Consider the following 17,186-nt stretch of genomic DNA (forward strand, 5'->3'; position numbering starts at 1 on the left):
GTTGCCCGGAACTTCGCCGATCCTGCGCCAAGCCTTAATCAGCTGCGCAAACCTGTGGTTTGTCCTGAGGAAAACGCCCTCGCGCCGGCCAAACCCCAGGGGTGGGTCCCGCCGGTTTCAGTCTTCCGTGGGCGTGGTCCTGCTGGGGTGGTAGGTCCGCCAGCTGTGCTCGGGTTCGAAGCCCAGCAGCCTCCTGGCTTTGCCAATGCCGAGCAGGGTCTCGTGTTCACCCAGTTCCCTGGTCACCGCGACATTCGGGAACACCTCCGCGGCGAGGCTGGCGCTGGAACGGCTCATCACGGTGTCCGCGTTCGCGATGATGAAGGCTTCAAAGCCAGGCGTGCCGTTCTCCAGCGCCCGAGCCACGGCCTGGGCGCCGTCACGGCCATCGATGTAGCCCCACAGGTTCCACTTGCGGAGCATGGCGTCGGAATCGAACGATGGGAAGCGTTCGTAGTCCTCGGCATCCATCACGTTGGAGAACCGCAAAGCCACAATGCTCAATTCCGGGTCCCAGCGCGTGAGTTCGATGGCCATCTGCTCTTCGAGATGCTTCACCAACGAATACGTGCTCTCCGGGCGGGCGGGGTATTCCTCGTCCACGGGGATGTAGGGCGGGTCGACGTCGAACGGCAGCCCCAACACCGTTTCACTGGAGGCATAGACCACCTTCTTGATTCCCGCCCGGCGGGCCGCCTGGAAGACGTTGTAGGTGGAGAGCATGTTGTTCTCGAACGTGGCAGCGTCCGGCAGTATGCCCGGCGCTGGGATGGCACCGAGATGGACGACGGCGTCAAAACCGGTGTGCCTGTCATCCAGTCCCAGCAGCACATCCAGGACCTGGCCATAGTCGCGCAAGTCCACAATGGCGAGCCCCGGGCTCCGGTCCCCGGCACGGTCCAGGTTCAGCACCTGGTGCCCATCCGCTGTGAGCCTGCGGACAACATGCCGCCCCAGCTTCCCGCTACCGCCGGTCACTGCAATTCTCATGGGATCTTCCTGTCCTGGGTCGCGAGGAATTTCTCGACGGCGGCGATGGCCGCTTCGGTGATTTCGTCCGGGCTTCCGCTGCCGTCAACGGAGACAACCAGCCCCCGGCCTGCGTAAACGGACACTACCTCGTGCGTTTCGCGATGGTACAGATCCAGCCTTCGGCGGAACACATCCACCGTGTCGTCCTTGCGGCCCTGGTCCTGGGCGCGCTTGAGCATCCGCTGTTCCAGTTCGGCGTCGGGGGCCCGGAGTTCGATGACTGCGTCCACGCGCTGGTCCCGGGCCGCCAGCATGTTGTCCAGCTCCGTGACCTGCGGCGCCGTCCGGGGGTAGCCGTCCAGCAGGAAACCATCCTGCACGTCGGCGTCCAGCAGGCGGTCCTTGACCAGGGCGTTGGTCAGGTGGTCGGGGACAAAGAGTCCGTCGTCCAGGTATTTGGAGGCTTCCTTGCCCAGCGGTGTTTCCCGGTTGGCATTGTCACGGAAGATCTCCCCGGTTGAGACGGCAGGGATCTTGAAATGCCGCGCGATGTGCACGGCCTGGGTGCCTTTGCCGGAGCCGGGCGGACCGATGATGAGCAGTCTGGTCATGTTCTACGTCCCTCCGCGGCGCCATCGCCGCTGGTTTCGGGTCCGTCGCCGGCAACGCCAACGCGTGCTTCATTCTGCCCATAAGAGGCAACACAATGCCAGCCTCCGGGAGTGGATCCGGCGCCTGGCTTTGAGTTGTGGGGAGCTTAGCACCAGGCCGGAAGACAACCCGCAACGTTTGAGGTCACACTGGCGGCCGCTGCTTGGACTACAGGCCGAGTGCTCAGTATTACTCGCAAAACGCAGGATTATTTCAGCGGACGCCCCAGGTCCGCGGGACCTCACAAATTCCTTGTAACTTCAAGCCAACTAGCCGGAGCCTGGCTTGCGGGGTCACATTCGGGCACATAGCCAAGGACTGCGTATCAGGGCGGTGCGCAGGCCCAAGGTGACGTTTTCAGGGGCCGGAGCGTGTATATACTTCTGGATATCGGTTTAGCAGCAGGCCGTTGGAAAGTTCGTCGATCCAGCGACCCTTACCGCCAGGTCCCCTCGAGGGTTGGCGGAACGTTGCCGGCTCGTTTTGACCTGAGCGAATGGCACCAAGAATCGTGGCCAGCGAGTCAACAGCAAAATCCGATACATCCATCACCGAGCACCTCCATGAACTCGTCCTCAACAGCTCCGATGTTGAGGACTTCCTCAACGAGCTCGCCCGCGTGTCCGTACGCGGCCTCTCGGACCTTGACGACGAGGTCTTCTGCACCATCACCCTGCTGCGCGAGCGCAAGACTGCCACGGTTGCCAGCAGCGGGCCGGAGGCCCAGGCCATCGGCCAGATCGAGTACCAGTTCAGCGACAGCCCTGGCATGGCCGCGTCACTTGAGCAGGCAACCATACACATTCCTGATGTGACCGAGGATGACCGCTGGCCGGATTACGCCGCTGCTGTCCTGGGCCAGGGGGTGCGCTCCGTGCTCTCCTTGCCGTTCGAACTGGAGGGTGAAACGAAAGCCGCCCTGCAGCTGTACTCACGGCGGCCCCGCCGGTTCGACGGCCGTGTCCTTGAATTCGCGGCGAACTTCGTCAGCCAGACGTCCCTTGCCCTCCGGCTCGCCGTGCGGTTCGCCCACTACAGCGAGACGGCAAAGAACCTGAGGGCAACGCTGGAATCCCGCACCGTCATCGACATGGCCGTGGGAATCATCATGGCGCAGAACCGCTGCAGCCAGCTCGACGCCTTCGAAATCCTGAAGACTGCCTCCAGCACCCGTAATTCCAAGCTTCACGACGTGGCGGCGGCAGTGGTCAACTCCCTGGGGCAGGGGCCGGCGCGCACCCACTACGACGGGTAATCCACCAACGGCGGCAGGCCGACGTCGGGCGTTCCGGGGGTTGGTGCCGCAGGCGCCCTGCGTCAGGTGACGGTATCCGCCCCAGGCGGCTGGCCGGCGTCGGATCCTGCCACCACTGCGATGGCTCCCAGGAGCAGCGCGGCATTGGCCCAGAAAATCCCCAGCACGCCAAGCGGCGCCGCAAAGGAGCCGACGGCGATGGGCAGCGTGATCTGCGCCAGCCGGTTGACGGTCATCCTCAGTCCCAGGACTGCGCCGTGGCTCGATGATGCGGTCAGCGACACCACCCAGGCCATGGTGAGTGGCTGCGGGATGCCGAGCCCGAGCCCCAGCCCGATCATCACGGCTATAGCGCCATAAGGGCCCACTAGCGGCAGGGCGGCGAGTGAGAGGACCGCCGCACCAATGGAGGCGATCAGCATCGCCTTGCGTCCGAAGCGCGCGATCAGCCGGGTGAGGCCCACCCTGCTCGCGACCGAGACGGCGGCCCGGAGCGCCAGGAGCATACCCACGACGGCGGCACTGACGTTTTGTTCGGTAGCCCAGACCGGGACGAACGCGTACATCAGGTCCACCGTCACCAGCACCGCCCCGCTGACCACCAGCGAGCGCCACAGTCCTGGAGCCTTCAGGACCCCGGCCACGCTGACGGGTTCAGCCGCTGCTTTACGCCGGCCCTTGCGCAGCCCGGCGTCCGTCCGCCGCAGGAAGAAGTAGGCGGGTGTGGCCAGGGCGCTGAATCCGAGGCACACCAGGAGCCCCAGCGTGGTGTCCGGCGCGGCCCCGTCCCGGATGCCCAGCGAAGCCACGAGCGTGACTGCGGGCGGACCGATCAGCTGGCCGATCGAAGCGGCGGCGGTCAGTGTGCCGAACGCGCTGTCAGTGGATCCTTCACTGCTGACGTGTGCCACAAATGCCTGCTGGCCCACCATCACCATGAGATGACCCAGGCCGATGAGGGCACTGGCCGCCAGAAGGATGGGAAGCCCCCTGACCGCCAGCATGGTCAGGGTCCCGGCAGCGGCCGTCAGCAGTCCGATAAAGGCCATGGCGGTGCCCCCGAACCTGTCAGCCAGGCGCCCTGCAGGCAGGGCGGTCAGTAGTGCGGGCAATGCGAAGCTCGAAGCCAGGACGCCCAGGAAAACGGGGTCGGCACCTTCAGCAAGCGCCCGATAGCCGATGATGAGCCGGATACCCACCCAGGCAGCCTGGGCGAGGACGGCCTGCGCGCTGAGTGCTGTCCGCCAGCCGGAATTCACGCCCGCAGCGGAATTTCGTCCGCCCCGCCCAAGAGGCGGGTCAGATCCTCGATGCTGTCCCTGGCTGCCCGGTACCGGGCCGGGTCCAAGTGGAAGATCGCCAGCTGCAGGGCATAGGCCAGGAGAACGGGAATCAGCTGGGTCCGGTACTCCCCGTCGTCACCGCGCCTGGCGGTGATGAGATGGTCGGGGCTGGGGCGGAAGCGGTAGCCCGGCACATCAGAGATCAGGAGGCTCTTGCCTCCCCTCCGGGCTGCCTCGGTCACCAGCGCGGCAAGCTGGCGTGGCGCCTCGCGCAGCGCAAAACCAATAAGGGTGCTGTTTTCATCGAAGCTGACGAAGCGCTCGGCCAGGTCTTTCGGTGTGGTCCCCAGCGTTACTGTCGTCAGGCCCAACCGCCGCAGGCGGCGTGCCATCAGGTCACGCGTGGGCTTTTCGTCGTCCCTTGAGAACAGGTAAATCGTCCGTGATCCATGCAGCGTCCTGGCGGCGGCGTCCAAATCGTCCTGCGAAACAAAATGCGGCAGCCGCTTCAGCGCGACGATTTCATCGGCGACGAAAGCGGCCAGGTCGTAGCCTGTGTCCCCGCGCATGATTCCACCGTGGTGGTCATGGATCTCGGTTTCGTCCTTGCGCAGGTCATTGCGCAGGTCCGGATAGCCGCGGTAGCCCAGCTTCTTTGCCAGCCGCACCACCGTTGATTCGTGGGTCTTGGCCCGGTCCGCAACTTCGGCCGCTGGAATTCCGGACATGTCGTCCCCCATGAGGACGTTCATGACGCGCTCTTCGGAGGCACTGAGCCTGACCGTACTGCTGGCCACTACTGCTTTGAAACTCACTCTGGCTCTCCTTTGAGATTCCTCTACGGAATAACTGTGATGCTTGACACTCTCTCACGAACATGCAATCCTGTGCAAGATTGCAAGTGAGGTTTTGACCCATCCTGCTTTCCCTATTTTCTCCACTTTGCCGCAGAGAGGCGGACAACGAAGATGCAAACCCTCAACGCACCAGTTGCGCTTGAATGGACGGTGGCCGCAGCGGCTGTTGGCGGGGGCCTGACCATGGCAGTGGTGGGCGCCGGCTACGGGCTGACGAACACCTCCGGTGTGGGGGCCGGATTCTTTCCCATGGTCGCTGGGACGCTGATGGCCTTGGCCGGAGTCCTGTGGGCCTTCCAGCTCGTAGCCACACGCCGGACTTCGGCGCCGGCACACGTCACGGGCGACACCGTCGAATCGCTGCCGCCGCACCACGAGTCAGAATCGGCACTGGTTTCCCTGCTCGATGACGACAACAGCGACGAGCCTGACGCCCCGGATTTCCCGGACCGCCAGGGGTGGGCCCGGGTGGGGATCATCTCAGGAGCAATCCTCCTGGCCGCCCTGCTCCTCCCCTTGCTGGGTTACACCATCGTCATGACGCTGATGCTTGGAACCATCCTCTTCTTCGTCAGCAAGCGCAAACTCTGGATGGCCGCCCTGGTGGCCGTTGGCTCCGCGTTGGCTTCACGCTTGGTCTTTGAGGTCTGGCTGGGAACGGCCCTGCCGACCGCCAGCATCGACTTCCTCGCAGGACTGGGGCTGTAGCCATGGGATTCGATCAGCTCCTCGGTGGCCTGGCTACCGTATTTACGCCCGAACACCTCCTCTTCGCGCTGCTCGGCTGTGTCCTGGGCATGCTGGTGGGTGTGCTTCCCGGCTTCGGCCCGGCTGCCGCCGTGTCACTCCTTATCCCGGTAACCTTCGGCCTGGATGCCACTTCCGCCATCATCATGCTGGCCGCCATCCTCTACGGCGCAGCGTACGGCGGAACCACGACGGCGGTCCTGCTCAGGATTCCCGGTGAGGCATCCTCCATCGCCACCACGCTCGACGGCTACCAGATGGCCAAAAGGGGACGCGGCGGCCCGGCGCTGGTGATCGCGGCGCTCGCCTCGTTCGTGGGCGGCCTGATCGGCGTCGTCGGCTTCGTGGTGGTGGCACCCTTCAGCAGGCTCGCCCTGGAATTCGGTGCCCCCGAACTGTTCCTGGTGTCCCTCCTCGGTTTCGCCCTGATCACCAGCTTCGCCGGCAACAACCCGGCCAAGGCCCTGCTCAGCGCGGCAGCCGGCCTGGCGATCGCCACCGTGGGTGTGGATTCCGGCGTCGGCATTGCCCGCTTCACCTTCGACATGCCGGAACTGTTCGACGGCCTCGGACTAGTAGCGATCGTGATGGGCGTCTTTGGCCTCAGCGAAGTCCTGGGCCAGGCCCAGAAGGGCCCATTGGGGGTCCCTTCTCCGCTCAAGGTCGCCAGGCTCCTGCCCACCCGCACGGACCTGCAGCGCTCAGCCTTTCCGTCGCTGCGCGGATCAGTGATCGGCTTCTTCATGGGCCTCCTGCCGGGCTCCCCCGGCGCGGCAACGTCGCTGGCCTCCTACGCCGCCGAAAAGCGGATCTCCAAGCGCAGCAAGGAATTCGGCAAGGGCGCAGTGGAAGGCATCGCCGGACCGGAGGCGGCGAACAATGCCCTGGCCGTCTCGTCCATGATCCCGTTGTTCACCCTGGGCATCCCCACCTCCGCCACCGTGGCCATCATGGCCGGCGCGTTCACCATGAACGGCCTCATCCCCGGACCCCTGCTGTTCCGTGACAACCCCGACGTTGCGTGGGCCATCATCGCCAGCCTGATCGTGGGCAACCTGATCCTGCTGGTCCTGAACGTCCCGCTGGCCCGGGTCTGGATCGCTGTGCTGAAGGTTCCGTTCCATTACCTCATGGCCGCCATCCTGGCGTTTATGTTCCTGGGCACCTACTCCATCAACGGCAGCGCGTTCGACATCCTGATCATGCTGGGCGCCGGCATCCTCGGCTACATTTTCCAGCTGGTCAAAGTACCGCTCACCCCGCTGGTCCTGGGACTCATCCTGGGCCCTCTGCTGGAAGAGAATTTTCAGCGGTCCCTGGCGCTCTCCCGCGGCGACTACAACGTATTCCTGCAAGGCCCCATCAGCCTCACGCTGATCGGCGTGATTGTCCTGGCCATCCTGTTCGGCGCAGTCCGCCCCCTCATTGCTTCAATGCTGAAGAAAAAGACCCCCACCCCCATCGCACCAAAGGAGCTTGCGAAATGAAAAAAATGACCGCACTGACCACCACCGCCCTCGCTGCATCAGTTGCCCTGGCCCTCACAGGCTGCGGCGGCCAGGCCGGCAGCAGCACCACCACTGCCGCCGCGGACTTCCCCAAGGCAGGCTCCACTATCGAGTGGATCGTCCCCTCCGCAGCCGGCGCCGGCAACGACATCCTGGCCCGCATCGTTGCACCGGCCATGCAGGAGGACCTGGGCGCCACCATCAAAGTGGTCAACAAGGAAGGCGGCAGCCAGGTGGTAGGCCTGAACTACGTCGCCCAGTCCAAGGCGGACGGCCTGACTTTCGGAAACACCAACATCCCGTCCATCCTGGGCCGCTACCTGGACCCCAGCAAGAAGGCAGCCTTCGACCGCAGCAGCTTCACCCCGATCGGCTCCTTCGCCACCAACTCGGTAGTGATCGGCGTGAACAAGGACAGCAAGTACAAGACCCTCAAGGAACTGTTCGACGCCGTCAAGGCGGAGCCAGGGAAGGTCACCGTGGGCACCGACTCACGCGCCGGTGACGACCACATCAACCTGCGCCTCCTGGAAGACCAGCTGGGCCTGGACTTCAACATCGTGCATTACAACAGCGGTGCGGACAAGGTGGCAGCCATTGTCTCGGGCGAGGTGGACTTCGCGCTGGGCGGCGTGTCCAGCTTCTTCGGCCAGTACAAGTCCGGCGACATCAAGCTCCTGACCGTGATCGAGGACAACCCAAGCCCCTTCGTCCCGGAAGTCCCCACCATGAAGAGCGCCGGCTACGACGTCAAGCCAATGGCCAGCAACTTCGCCCTGTCAGTCCCGTCCAAGACGCCCAAGGAAGTTGTGGCGAAGCTCGAGGCCTCACTGAAGACCGCAGCCGAGACGCCCGCCGTGCAGGAAAAGCTCAAGGGTGCGGCCACTCAGCCTACGTGGGTTCCGGCGGCCGAGGTCAGCAAGATGTGGGAAGAACGCGAAACCCTGATCAAGCCGGTCATCGACGAACTCCTCAAGCAGCAGTAGCCATGGACACGTCCAGAAAGGCCGGCGACACTATGCAGGCACAAGACCCTACTCTCTCCACCGCTGAGCTCGTGCGCCGCCTGGGAGCCATTCCGGCAGCCAACATCGGCGACGCCCAGGAACGCATCGGCGTGGCATCGGCCCTGTCACCCAGTTGGCCTGGCGCCAAGCTCGCCGGGCCCGCATATACGGTGTGGACCCGCCCCGGAGACAACCTTTATATCCACAAGGCCCTCGACGAAGCGCAGCCGGGCGACGTGATCGTGGTCAACGGCGGCGGGGACCAGTCCCGTGCCCTGATCGGGGACATGATCGGGCTTCGCGCCAAGAACCTGGGGCTGGCGGGGTTTGTGATCGACGGCGCCGTCCGGGATGCCGATGCCCTCGCGGACTGCGGCCTGCCGGTCTTCGCCCGCTCGGTCACCCCGGCAGGACCCTACAAGTTCGGCCCCGGCCGGCTGCAGCTCCCGGTGGCGATCGACGGCGTCGTGGTTGCCCCGGGCGACATCATCGTGGCAGATGCTGACGGCGTAGTTGTGGTGCGTCGCGAGGAAGCGGAACAGGTCCTGGCGGAGGCAGGGAAAATCGAGGCACGCGAAGCCGCCAAGCGCATCGCCTTCGAGGGCGCCTCCGTCTGACCCGCACTGCCCTCACTTGCCAGAAGGCTGTGGGAACACTGGTAGATCGGTGTTCCCACAGCCTTCCGGCGCGAACTCGGCGCCATAGCTACACCTGGTCGTAGACGAGCCCGTTTCCGGCGACGCGCACGCCAGAGGTCCGCTGGTGAGGAGCCAGTCTCCCGCCGGGCATCAGGTGCCGGACGTCTACGCCGTCCAGCAGCACGGCGTGGTCGGCGATGAGCCGCCGATGGCACCGCCACCAGACGGTCTCGCTGCACATGATCACCACACTCTCCTGCGAGGCCTGCGTGATCAACCCATCGAGGGCGTCCAGGAACTCCGAGGACCTCATATAGGCCGCATACGCGCGGAAGGAGTCGTTGCGAAGCGCCACGTCCGGTGAATCGGGGGGAAGTTTCCGGAACCCGCCCAGCCGCTTTTCCCAGCGGTACGCGATTCCCGCGCCGGGCAGCCATTCCGCGAGCAGGTCCTTGCCGAAATGCGGGAACTTGCGGCTGCCCGGAGCAATCCGGACGTCCACAAGGGCCTGGACTCCTGCACCGGCCAACAGTTCCCCGAATTCATCCTGGCTTGCGGTTCCGTGGCCCACCGTCAGCAACCGCGGCACGCTGCCCGCCACGCCCGTGTCCTCCATGGGCCCAGCCTTTCACAGGCTCAGCACATACTCGGCAAATCGAAGCTTGGCTGCCTGGAAATGATGCATTTGACCGACGCTGTCTGGATTCCGGTTAACGGCGCATAATTGAATGCACAGGCGGCCATGCCAACGGAGGACACCATGAAGTTTCTCGGAGCACTGATCATTATCTGGCTGATCATCGGAGGAATCGCCGCCTGGCAGCGAGGCTACTTCGGCGGAGCTCCGGGGTCCTGCGCCCAGGTTGGGACGGTGGCCGTGACCATCGTGGCGGGGCCCCTGAACTACATGGGGGTCAACCCGCAGGTTGCGTGCGAGCTGCCCCAGCCATCCCAGTAACCCGGTCCTTGGTGCCGCGTCGGGCGTTCCCTAGAGTAGGGAATGCTTGGCGCGGCCTTTTGGTTGCGCCCTGAACCTGATTCCGAAGCCTCGAAAGGACCGCCAAGATGGCATTCGTCACCGTTGGAACCGAGAACAGCACCAATATCGATCTCTACTACGAAGATCACGGGAGCGGCCAGCCTGTTGTCCTGATCCATGGCTACCCGCTGGACGGTTCCTCCTGGGAAAAGCAGACGGCCGCCCTCCTGCAGGCAGGCTACCGCGTCATCACCTACGACCGCCGCGGCTTCGGCAAGTCCAGCAAGCCCACCGGAGGCTACGACTACGGCACTTTCGCCGCCGACCTCAATACACTCCTGAACACGCTGGACGTCAACAACGCCGTGCTGGTGGGCTTTTCCATGGGTACCGGCGAAGTTGCCCGCTACCTCAGCACCTACGGTTCGGCGCGCGTGGCCAGGGCCGCGTTCCTGGGTTCCCTGGAACCGTTCCTCCTGAAGACGGACGACAACCCCGACGGCGTTCCGCAGGAGGTCTTCGACGGACTCACGGAGGCGGTCACGGCTGACCGCTACGCGTTCTTCACGGAATTCTTCAAGAACTTCTACAACACCGACACGTTCCTGGGCACGCCGCGGCTCAGCCAGGAAGCCCTGACCGCCAGCTGGAACCTTGCCGCCGGAGCAGGAGCCACCGCCTCGGTCGCTGCCCAGCCCACCTGGCTCACCGATTTCCGCGCCGACATCCCGCGCATCGATGTTCCCGCCCTGATTGTCCACGGCACGGCGGATAACATCCTGCCGATTGACTCCACCGGGCGCCTCTTTGCCAAGGCCCTGCCCAGCGCCGACTACGTGGAGATCGACGGCGCCCCGCACGGCCTGCTCTGGACCCACGCTGCGGAAGTCAACGAAGCCCTGCTCGCCTTCCTTAAGAAGTAAAGGCCGGTTGTAAACAGCACAGCGGAGGGGCCAGGCATCACGCCTGGCCCCTCCGCTGTGCTGTACGGATACCGCTTGGTCAGGCCCTGGCAGCCTTGCCCGGCAGGGCCAGCTTGAAGACCTTGGCCCAGGACGACCCCACCTGCTTCAGCAGCGGCCCCGTGGTGTACTTCAGGCCGTAGCGCTGGCAGATCTCGCGGACCCGCGGAGCAACCTCGGCGTACCGGTTCGACGGCAGGTCCGGGAAGAGGTGATGCTCGATCTGGTGCGACAGGTTGCCGGTCATGAGGTGCATGAACTTTGAACCGGAGATGTTGGCGGAGCCGATCATCTGGCGGACGTACCAGTCGCCGCGGGTTTCGCCTTCCACCATTTCCTCGGTGAAGGTGTCGGTGCCCTCGGGGAAGTGACCGCAGAAGATGACAGCGTGCGCCCAGACGTTGCGTACAGCGTTGGCGGCCAGGGTGCCGTAGAGGGCTTGCTTGCCGGAGCCGGTGAGCATGGCGACGGCGGGGGTAGCAGCATAGTCCTTGGTGAACTGGGTGATGACCTTGCGGCCCAGGGCCTTGAGGTCCTTGTTCAACGCCTCCTTGGACTTCTTGCCTTCCTTGTACTCGGTCAGCTCGAGGTCATAGATGGCAATGCCCCACTCGAAAATGGGCGCCAGGATGGCATTGAACAGCGGGTTGGCCAGGTTGATGGGCTTCCACGGCTGGTTCTCGTCCATGCGCAGGAGGTTGTACCCGACGTCGTTGTCCTTGCCCACCACGTTGGTCCAGCGGTGGTGCAGGTCGTTGTGGGTGTGCTGCCAGGAACGTGAGGGCGTGACGAAGTCCCATTCCCAGGTGGTGGAGTGGATGTCCGGGTCCCGCATCCAGTCCCACTGGCCGTGCAGGATGTTGTGGCCCAGTTCCATGTTTTCCAGGATCTTGGCGAGGCTCAGGAGCGTAGTGCCCGTAACCCAGGCCGCCTTATTCTTGCTGACCAGCAGTGCCGCGCGGCCCGAGATCTCCAGCCCGCGCTGGATCTTGATCATGCGCCGGATATAGGCGGCGTCCGACGCGCCGCGCTTGGCCAGTATCTCGTCGCGGATCGCATCGAGTTCACGGCCCAGCTCGGCCACCTGTTCGTCGGAAAGGTGGGCTGCGGCGGGCGGACGGACCAACGGGCTGCCGGATTCCGCCAGCGCGCCGGGGCGCGTCTTTGCCGCTCCAGTGGGGGCGGTTTTGGTTTCTGAAACTACTGACATGCGGTATTGCTCCTCAGAGTTCGAGGTTGACGGGTCCGGCGGCTGCCGAGACACACGTTTGGATCAGTTGGCCGGGTTCACCATGGACTTCGTTCGTGCGGAGGTCGCGGACCTGACCGGCAAGGAGCGGGGTCAGGCAGCTGTGGCAGATACCCATGCGGCAGCCGCTGGGCATCAGCACCCCGGCGTCCTCGCCCACATCGAGCAGGGGGGTGTCGCCGTCGGCGTCCACTTCCCGGTCCGACGCTTCAAAGGTGACCAGGCCGCCGTCGTGTCCCAGACCGCCGGCGAAGGTGGTGTTGAACCGTTCAATCATGAGGTTGCCGGGATCGCCGGCAATGGCGACGGCGGTGCCCGGGGCCCCGGCGGTGAGTGCAGCCTGCTTCCAGAGCGCCTCGGCATCGTCCAGGAAGCTGTCCGGACCGCAGGCGTAGGCCGCGCGTTCCTTCCAGTCCGGGCAGAGGTCGTCCAGCTCGGCGGTGGCGGTGAAGTCCAAGCGGCCCTGCTGGCCGGTGAACCAGTGCGCCAGCCGGAAGTTGGGGAACTGGTCTGCCAGCTCGTCGAGTTCCTCGCGGAAGAGGCTGTCCGAGGGGGTGCGGGCCGAGTGGATGAGTACGACGTCGGCATCCCGGCGACGCGGCACCAGCGTACGGATCATGGACATCACCGGGGTGATGCCGCTCCCGGCGGTGACCATCAGCAGCGGGCGCGGGTGCTCCGGCAGGACGAAGTCGCCCTGCGGCGGGGCCAGGAACAGGACGTCGCCGGGCCGGGTGGTGCGTACCAGTGTCCCGGAAACAGCTCCGACGTCGGTGACCGTGATGGCAGGGTCCTTGCCCGCGGGTGCACTGAGGGAGTAGGAGCGCCAGTGGCGCACACCATCTAGCTCAACACCGATGCGGGCCCACTGGCCTGCCAGGTGTGAATGCCAGCCGCGGCCGGGCCGAAAGAAGATCGTTGCCGACTGGGCCGTCTCCTGCACCACGCGTGTAACCACACCGCGGAGCTGCCTCGCGGAGAAGACAGGGTTGAACAGCGCCAGAATATCTTCGGGCGCCAAGGGCGTGGTCAAAACAGAGGCCGCCTGGGCCAGTTGACGTAGCCGGATCATGCGATCAAGCCTAAAGCGGCGCGAGCCATTTTTCTCTCTCCCGTCACATGACCGTTTCCCGCAGTCACGCTTCTGATGATGGACGCTAAGCCCCCAAGCCGCTACAAGAATAACGGCTGCTGTCGTTGGATGGTTCCATGGGGATTTTAGTAAGGTTACTGATTATTAGCCAATAGGGCTGCCGCGCCAGGGTCCGGGGTCGACGGAGAGGGACTGCTGTGTCAGCGGTCGTCGCGTTCCTGAAATTCCTCATCGAGGTCGAAGTGCCTGAATTCGGTCTCCGGGTTGGGCTCACCCTCGACCACGTACTCGTAGTCCAGCTGGCGCTGGACCTGGCTGTCCAGGACCTGCAGGTCCTGGTCCGGCACAACCGAGAGATCTTCGGGGAAGTCGTCTTCCGGCGACAGGTGGAGTTTGTCAGACATGGGAGCCTCTCTGGGCTGTCAGGATGTCCGGGCTGCAGTGGCCCGCACACTCTCAGGATATTCCCTCCCGGTCAGATCACACAGCCGAATCTGCGCCGGATCAGGAACGGGCAGGGCTCCATCCGATCGCGGGGGCAATATGACGGGCGATGTTGCCCAGCATCTTGGCGTTGAAGTCGACGCCGAGCTGGTTGGGAACCGTCACCAGAAGCGTATCTGCGGCCTGGACAGCGGCGTCGGCGGCCAACTGTTCGGCAAGCAGATCAGGGGCACCGGCGTAGGTCTTCCCAAACCTTGCTGTCAGGCCGTCGATGACACCTACTTGGTCCCTGCTGTCGCGAAGGGCGCTGCCCGCAAAGTACCTGTTGTCCTCTTCATCCACGATCGGCAGGATACTGCGGCTGACCGACACCCGCGGCTGATGGCTGTGCCCGGCGGCAGCCCAGGCGTCGCGGAAGAGCTGGATCTGCTCCGCCTGCAGCTGGTCGAAGGGGACGCCGGTGTCTTCGGTCAGCAAAGTGGAGCTCATCAGGTTCATCCCCAATCCTGCGGCCCAGACCGCCGTCTTCCGGCTACCGGCTCCCCACCAGATGCGTTCGGCAAGGCCGGGCGATTGTGGTTGGACGGGCAACAGTCCCCGCGTTCCGCCGGCGTAGCGTGGGTCCGCCTCCGCCACCCCGGCGCCGCTGATGGCCTGGCGAAAGAGCTCAGTGTGGCGGCGGGCCATGTCCGCGTCCGTTTCCCCTGGTTCCGGGACGTGACCGAACGCTGCGGCCCCGTTGCGGGCCGGCTCGGGTGAACCGCGGCTGATGCCCAGCTGCAGCCGGCCGCCGCTGATCAGGTCCGTCGCGGCGGCTTCCTCGGCCATGTAGAGCGGGTTCTCGTAGCGCATGTCGATCACGCCGGTGCCCAGCTCTAGCCGACTGGTCCGGGCCGCGATGGCCGCCAGGAGCGGGAAGGGGGACGCCTGTTGACGCGCGAAGTGGTGTACCCGGAAGAAGGCGCCGTCGATTCCGAGTTCCTCCGCAGCTACAGCCAGCTCGATGCCCTGGAGCAGGGCATCCCCTGCGCTCCTGGTGCGGGAGCCCTGGCCGGGGCCCCAATGGCCGAAGGAGAGGAATCCGATGCGCTGCATGTAGGGGGCAACCACCCGGCACGCGCCCGCATTCCCGGCTGGCATGATGGGGCTGTGAATGTTCCAGCTGAAACCGCCTCGATTGCGAAGACAGTAGTGCTGTTCGCCCTGGCGGCGGCCGCTGAGATCGGCGGCGCGTGGCTGGTGTGGCAATCCGTCCGGGAGGGCAAGGACTGGTGGTGGGCCGGGGCGGGCGTCATTGCCCTGGGCCTTTACGGTTTTGTGGCCACGCTGCAGCCCGATGCCCATTTCGGCCGCATCCTTGCCGCTTACGGCGGTGTCTTTGTAGCTGGCTCCCTTGCCTGGGGAATGATCTTTGACGGTTTCCGGCCTGACCGCTGGGACATTGCCGGCTCCGTCATCTGCCTGCTCGGCGTGGCAGTGATCATGTTTGCCCCGAGGAACGCGGGCTGAGCACCCCTGGCCTCAGGTGACGGACATGCCCCAGGCGGCCGGATCGGGCGGATCAGCCCCGGCCAAAGGCTAAACTGTCCCCGTGTCCACCAAACAGCCACCGCCCGGCGATCCCGCGCCTCCGCAGCGGGGGAAAATCGCCGAACGGCTGCTGCCAGGCGGCACGGAGCCGGATCCCCGCTTCACGCTGGCCAACGAGCGCACGTTCCTGGCCTGGATCAGGACCTCCCTGGCGCTCCTGGCCGGGGGAATCGCCATCGAGGCCTTCACCTCGGACCTGTTCCTCGAACCGGTCCGCAAGGGCCTTGCAATCCTGCTGCTCCTTCTCGGCATGCTGCTGAGCGCCGGTGCCGCGGTGCGCTGGATCAGGGTAGAACGGAGCATGCGCAACAAGACCCCGCTCCCGCTGCCGCTCATCGTGCCGCTGCTGGCCGGCGCTGGGGCGCTGGCCGCCGCCGTCGTCCTCATCTTTATCCTCTGGCGCTGACCCGTGGCCCGCACCAGGGCGGCACCGCCCGGACATGATGATCCGGGCCTCCAGCCTGAGCGGACCACGCTGGCGTGGGGCCGGACCATGATGGCGCTGGTGACTGTGAGCGCTATTTTCCTGCGCTGGCTCCCGCACCACGGGCTCCCCATCCTGCTGCTTTTTGCTGTCTCGGCCGGCGCTGCCGGTGCCATCTACTTCACGCAGCGCCGCCGCTACCGCACCAGCACGCGCGGGATTAGGCAGGAAACCGTCGACGCCGACACATCCGCTGTGCTGTGGACCGCGGCCTCCGCAGTTGCGCTGGGCGGCCTGGGCATCCTGGTGGTACTTGTCACCTAGTCCGCCCCCCGGCGCCGGATCAGAACATGGGGAGGATGAACCCCGCCAAAAACGCCACTGTGCCGACACCGGTAAGGATCCGCCCCACCACTACGGCAGTCTTCCCGGCCGCTTCCGGTGCGGCGGTCTGCCACTGGGTGGGACGTTTGGGGTGGTAGTAGATGGGAAGGGTGTCGCCCACTGCCATGTCCTTGATGTCGTGCGGGGACATGGGCGCATGATGGATCCGGTACTTGTGGTCAAACCACCGAAAGCCCGTCCCGCTCGCATCTGAATAGACCACGCCCTCGGCGACCACCCACGGGTTCACGAATCGCCGCAGGAACCCGGCATAGACCAGCAGCATCAGCCCGGCAGGCAGGCATAACCAGGTCAGCATTTCCAGGATGGGACCTGCCATTTCGAGCGCAGTTGGCATAGTCAAGATGCTACAGGGAACGGGTTAACGGAATCAGCCGATTGGTTCGGCCATCTGCTCCACCACGTACTGGGCGTCCACGGTGGATCCTGTGACTGGGTCCGTCATTTCCACCCTCCAGCTGCGGGCGAATTGGTTCACCCCGCTGGTCATGGCGACCGTGCCCGAAATGAGTACCGTTCCCGGTTCGTTCAGGCCGCGTTCGGCGAGCACTTCCAGCCAGTAATCAGGGGTCAGCAGGGCTCCCAGGGAACTGTCCTGTATCAGGGTGTCCGGGGTGTCGCCCTCCCCCACCCAGCCCTTCAGCGTGATCTGGTCCAGGTGGCCGCGCACTTCCTCCAGGCGCCATGCCTTACGGCCCAGGACATCCGGGCTGGCGTTCTTGCTCCAGGCAACGCCGTGGACCTCGAGTTCGCGGTCGGTGTGGTCGCAGGCAACCGTCAGCAGCACGCCGTCGTCGGTGATGACCAGCGCCCATTCGGCTTCCCCTGACGTTCGGGCATGCTGGACCCGGACTTCCGTGACCTGCTGGGCCAGGTAGGGGGACACTGGGTAGAGGGCCGGAGTTGTTGCAGGTCCCGGCACGCCAAGTTCTGCCAGTTCGGCAATATGGGCCTGCACTTCTTCCTGCTCGCGCCCTGCGTAGCCTGCGTTGAGGAGGTGATTGACCTGTACATCCCGCGTGCTGCCGTCGGGAAGTTCGAAGCTGAGAACCGTCATGGTGGATCCATCCTTTGCGTGTGCTGCGGGGAAAATTTACAAACCGGAAACCGGAAACAGTCGCC

Annotated in this window: 21 protein-coding genes; 10 read left to right on the forward strand and 11 right to left on the reverse strand. The window is 65.0% G+C overall.

Annotation, left to right across the window (positions count from 1 at the left end; translation table 11 throughout):
- Nucleotides 1-117: 117 nt before the first annotated feature.
- Both ACLKOZ_RS16265 and ACLKOZ_RS16270 read right to left on the reverse strand, forming a co-directional pair.
- Entirely contained in the window at nt 118-990 is an 873-nt protein-coding gene (locus ACLKOZ_RS16265; RefSeq protein WP_376048459.1) for an NAD-dependent epimerase/dehydratase family protein, read from the reverse strand.
- On the reverse strand, nt 987-1,583 hold the full coding sequence (locus ACLKOZ_RS16270; protein WP_436476534.1) for an adenylate kinase: 597 nt from the start codon (nt 1,581-1,583) through the stop codon (nt 987-989). Before ACLKOZ_RS16270 ends, ACLKOZ_RS16265 begins: the two co-directional genes overlap by 4 nt.
- 551 nt (nt 1,584-2,134) lie before the next feature.
- On the opposite strand from ACLKOZ_RS16270, the gene ACLKOZ_RS16275 reads away from it, so the two are divergent.
- A complete protein-coding gene (locus ACLKOZ_RS16275; RefSeq protein WP_436476655.1) occupies nt 2,135-2,878 on the forward strand; it encodes an ANTAR domain-containing protein in 744 nt (247 codons plus the stop codon).
- A 62-nt stretch (nt 2,879-2,940) separates the two neighbouring features.
- On the opposite strand, the gene ACLKOZ_RS16280 is transcribed toward ACLKOZ_RS16275, so the two are convergent.
- Nucleotides 2,941-4,137 carry an MFS transporter gene (locus tag ACLKOZ_RS16280; RefSeq protein ID WP_436476535.1) on the reverse strand — a complete coding sequence of 399 codons (1,197 nt, stop codon included), beginning with the start codon at nt 4,135-4,137 and terminating at the stop codon, nt 2,941-2,943.
- A complete protein-coding gene (locus ACLKOZ_RS16285) occupies nt 4,134-4,976 on the reverse strand; it encodes a MurR/RpiR family transcriptional regulator (RefSeq protein ID WP_436476537.1) in 843 nt (280 codons plus the stop codon). Before ACLKOZ_RS16285 ends, ACLKOZ_RS16280 begins: the two co-directional genes overlap by 4 nt.
- Nucleotides 4,977-5,129: 153 nt before the next feature.
- Here ACLKOZ_RS16285 and ACLKOZ_RS16290 point away from each other — a divergent pair, with 153 nt between their 5' ends.
- Genes ACLKOZ_RS16290 through ACLKOZ_RS16305 form a run of 4 tightly spaced genes read left to right on the forward strand, consistent with a single transcriptional unit; the run spans nt 5,130 to nt 8,897 of the window.
- Nucleotides 5,130-5,726, forward strand: coding sequence for a tripartite tricarboxylate transporter TctB family protein (locus ACLKOZ_RS16290; RefSeq protein ID WP_436476539.1), 597 nt, complete (start codon nt 5,130-5,132; stop codon nt 5,724-5,726).
- Nucleotides 5,727-5,728: 2 nt separating this feature from the next.
- Nucleotides 5,729-7,252 carry a tripartite tricarboxylate transporter permease gene (locus tag ACLKOZ_RS16295; protein WP_436476541.1) on the forward strand — a complete coding sequence of 508 codons (1,524 nt, stop codon included), beginning with the start codon at nt 5,729-5,731 and terminating at the stop codon, nt 7,250-7,252.
- Nucleotides 7,249-8,259 (forward strand): Bug family tripartite tricarboxylate transporter substrate binding protein, encoded by a 1,011-nt coding sequence (locus ACLKOZ_RS16300; RefSeq protein WP_337348831.1) that lies wholly within the window; start codon nt 7,249-7,251, stop codon nt 8,257-8,259. Before ACLKOZ_RS16295 ends, ACLKOZ_RS16300 begins: the two co-directional genes overlap by 4 nt.
- A 2-nt stretch (nt 8,260-8,261) precedes the next feature.
- On the forward strand, nt 8,262-8,897 hold the full coding sequence (locus tag ACLKOZ_RS16305; RefSeq protein ID WP_376048469.1) for a methyltransferase: 636 nt from the start codon (nt 8,262-8,264) through the stop codon (nt 8,895-8,897).
- 88 nt (nt 8,898-8,985) lie between these two features.
- On the opposite strand, the gene ACLKOZ_RS16310 is transcribed toward ACLKOZ_RS16305, so the two are convergent.
- Entirely contained in the window at nt 8,986-9,534 is a 549-nt protein-coding gene (locus ACLKOZ_RS16310) for a DUF488 domain-containing protein (protein ID WP_436476543.1), read from the reverse strand.
- Between the two features lie 144 nt (nt 9,535-9,678).
- On the opposite strand from ACLKOZ_RS16310, the gene ACLKOZ_RS16315 reads away from it, so the two are divergent.
- Both ACLKOZ_RS16315 and ACLKOZ_RS16320 read left to right on the forward strand, forming a co-directional pair.
- Nucleotides 9,679-9,876, forward strand: coding sequence for a hypothetical protein (locus ACLKOZ_RS16315; RefSeq protein ID WP_337348829.1), 198 nt, complete (start codon nt 9,679-9,681; stop codon nt 9,874-9,876).
- Nucleotides 9,877-9,983: 107 nt separating this feature from the next.
- On the forward strand, nt 9,984-10,820 hold the full coding sequence (locus tag ACLKOZ_RS16320) for an alpha/beta fold hydrolase (protein WP_436476546.1): 837 nt from the start codon (nt 9,984-9,986) through the stop codon (nt 10,818-10,820).
- A gap of 79 nt (nt 10,821-10,899) precedes the next feature.
- On the opposite strand, the gene ACLKOZ_RS16325 is transcribed toward ACLKOZ_RS16320, so the two are convergent.
- The 4 genes from ACLKOZ_RS16325 to ACLKOZ_RS16340 form a co-directional block, all read right to left on the reverse strand.
- Nucleotides 10,900-12,069: a fatty acid desaturase family protein gene (locus ACLKOZ_RS16325; RefSeq protein WP_337348827.1), complete on the reverse strand. Its 1,170-nt coding sequence runs from the start codon at nt 12,067-12,069 to the stop codon at nt 10,900-10,902.
- Between the two features lie 13 nt (nt 12,070-12,082).
- Nucleotides 12,083-13,180, reverse strand: a complete 1,098-nt coding sequence (locus tag ACLKOZ_RS16330; RefSeq protein ID WP_436476548.1) for a ferredoxin reductase — start codon at nt 13,178-13,180, stop codon at nt 12,083-12,085.
- Between the two features lie 221 nt (nt 13,181-13,401).
- Nucleotides 13,402-13,605 (reverse strand): hypothetical protein, encoded by a 204-nt coding sequence (locus ACLKOZ_RS16335; protein ID WP_436476550.1) that lies wholly within the window; start codon nt 13,603-13,605, stop codon nt 13,402-13,404.
- Between the two features lie 100 nt (nt 13,606-13,705).
- Nucleotides 13,706-14,740 carry an LLM class flavin-dependent oxidoreductase gene (locus ACLKOZ_RS16340; protein WP_436476657.1) on the reverse strand — a complete coding sequence of 345 codons (1,035 nt, stop codon included), beginning with the start codon at nt 14,738-14,740 and terminating at the stop codon, nt 13,706-13,708.
- A gap of 54 nt (nt 14,741-14,794) precedes the next feature.
- Here ACLKOZ_RS16340 and ACLKOZ_RS16345 point away from each other — a divergent pair, with 54 nt between their 5' ends.
- From ACLKOZ_RS16345 to ACLKOZ_RS16355, 3 genes are all read left to right on the forward strand, one after another.
- Nucleotides 14,795-15,154: a YnfA family protein gene (locus ACLKOZ_RS16345; RefSeq protein WP_436476552.1), complete on the forward strand. Its 360-nt coding sequence runs from the start codon at nt 14,795-14,797 to the stop codon at nt 15,152-15,154.
- Nucleotides 15,155-15,236: 82 nt separating this feature from the next.
- Nucleotides 15,237-15,641 carry a YidH family protein gene (locus ACLKOZ_RS16350; protein ID WP_337348823.1) on the forward strand — a complete coding sequence of 135 codons (405 nt, stop codon included), beginning with the start codon at nt 15,237-15,239 and terminating at the stop codon, nt 15,639-15,641.
- A 3-nt stretch (nt 15,642-15,644) separates the two neighbouring features.
- Entirely contained in the window at nt 15,645-15,983 is a 339-nt protein-coding gene (locus ACLKOZ_RS16355; RefSeq protein WP_337348822.1) for a DUF202 domain-containing protein, read from the forward strand.
- A gap of 19 nt (nt 15,984-16,002) precedes the next feature.
- Here ACLKOZ_RS16355 and ACLKOZ_RS16360 read toward each other — a convergent pair whose 3' ends face one another.
- Both ACLKOZ_RS16360 and ACLKOZ_RS16365 read right to left on the reverse strand, forming a co-directional pair.
- On the reverse strand, nt 16,003-16,401 hold the full coding sequence (locus ACLKOZ_RS16360; RefSeq protein ID WP_337348821.1) for a DUF3592 domain-containing protein: 399 nt from the start codon (nt 16,399-16,401) through the stop codon (nt 16,003-16,005).
- Between the two features lie 33 nt (nt 16,402-16,434).
- Nucleotides 16,435-17,121 carry a DUF2848 domain-containing protein gene (locus tag ACLKOZ_RS16365; protein ID WP_337348820.1) on the reverse strand — a complete coding sequence of 229 codons (687 nt, stop codon included), beginning with the start codon at nt 17,119-17,121 and terminating at the stop codon, nt 16,435-16,437.
- Nucleotides 17,122-17,186 lie beyond the last annotated feature (65 nt).

This window comes from Arthrobacter sp. R4 (assembly GCF_051365025.1).
GTDB lineage: Bacteria > Actinomycetota > Actinomycetes > Actinomycetales > Micrococcaceae > Arthrobacter.

What these genes read in the sequence shown, in the direction of transcription:
- ACLKOZ_RS16265 (WP_376048459.1), bottom strand. Translation starts at nt 990, where the DNA reads ATGAGAATTGCAGTGACCGGCGGTAGCGGGAAGCTGGGGCGGCATGTT.
- ACLKOZ_RS16270 (WP_436476534.1), bottom strand. Translation starts at nt 1,583, where the DNA reads ATGACCAGACTGCTCATCATCGGTCCGCCCGGCTCCGGCAAAGGCACC.
- ACLKOZ_RS16290 (WP_436476539.1), top strand. Translation starts at nt 5,130, where the DNA reads ATGCAAACCCTCAACGCACCAGTTGCGCTTGAATGGACGGTGGCCGCA.
- ACLKOZ_RS16295 (WP_436476541.1), top strand. Translation starts at nt 5,729, where the DNA reads ATGGGATTCGATCAGCTCCTCGGTGGCCTGGCTACCGTATTTACGCCC.
- ACLKOZ_RS16300 (WP_337348831.1), top strand. Translation starts at nt 7,249, where the DNA reads ATGAAAAAAATGACCGCACTGACCACCACCGCCCTCGCTGCATCAGTT.
- ACLKOZ_RS16305 (WP_376048469.1), top strand. Translation starts at nt 8,262, where the DNA reads ATGGACACGTCCAGAAAGGCCGGCGACACTATGCAGGCACAAGACCCT.
- ACLKOZ_RS16310 (WP_436476543.1), bottom strand. Translation starts at nt 9,534, where the DNA reads ATGGAGGACACGGGCGTGGCGGGCAGCGTGCCGCGGTTGCTGACGGTG.
- ACLKOZ_RS16315 (WP_337348829.1), top strand. Translation starts at nt 9,679, where the DNA reads ATGAAGTTTCTCGGAGCACTGATCATTATCTGGCTGATCATCGGAGGA.
- ACLKOZ_RS16320 (WP_436476546.1), top strand. Translation starts at nt 9,984, where the DNA reads ATGGCATTCGTCACCGTTGGAACCGAGAACAGCACCAATATCGATCTC.
- ACLKOZ_RS16325 (WP_337348827.1), bottom strand. Translation starts at nt 12,069, where the DNA reads ATGTCAGTAGTTTCAGAAACCAAAACCGCCCCCACTGGAGCGGCAAAG.
- ACLKOZ_RS16330 (WP_436476548.1), bottom strand. Translation starts at nt 13,180, where the DNA reads ATGATCCGGCTACGTCAACTGGCCCAGGCGGCCTCTGTTTTGACCACG.
- ACLKOZ_RS16335 (WP_436476550.1), bottom strand. Translation starts at nt 13,605, where the DNA reads ATGTCTGACAAACTCCACCTGTCGCCGGAAGACGACTTCCCCGAAGAT.
- ACLKOZ_RS16340 (WP_436476657.1), bottom strand. Translation starts at nt 14,740, where the DNA reads ATGCAGCGCATCGGATTCCTCTCCTTCGGCCATTGGGGCCCCGGCCAG.
- ACLKOZ_RS16360 (WP_337348821.1), bottom strand. Translation starts at nt 16,401, where the DNA reads ATGCCAACTGCGCTCGAAATGGCAGGTCCCATCCTGGAAATGCTGACC.
- ACLKOZ_RS16365 (WP_337348820.1), bottom strand. Translation starts at nt 17,121, where the DNA reads ATGACGGTTCTCAGCTTCGAACTTCCCGACGGCAGCACGCGGGATGTA.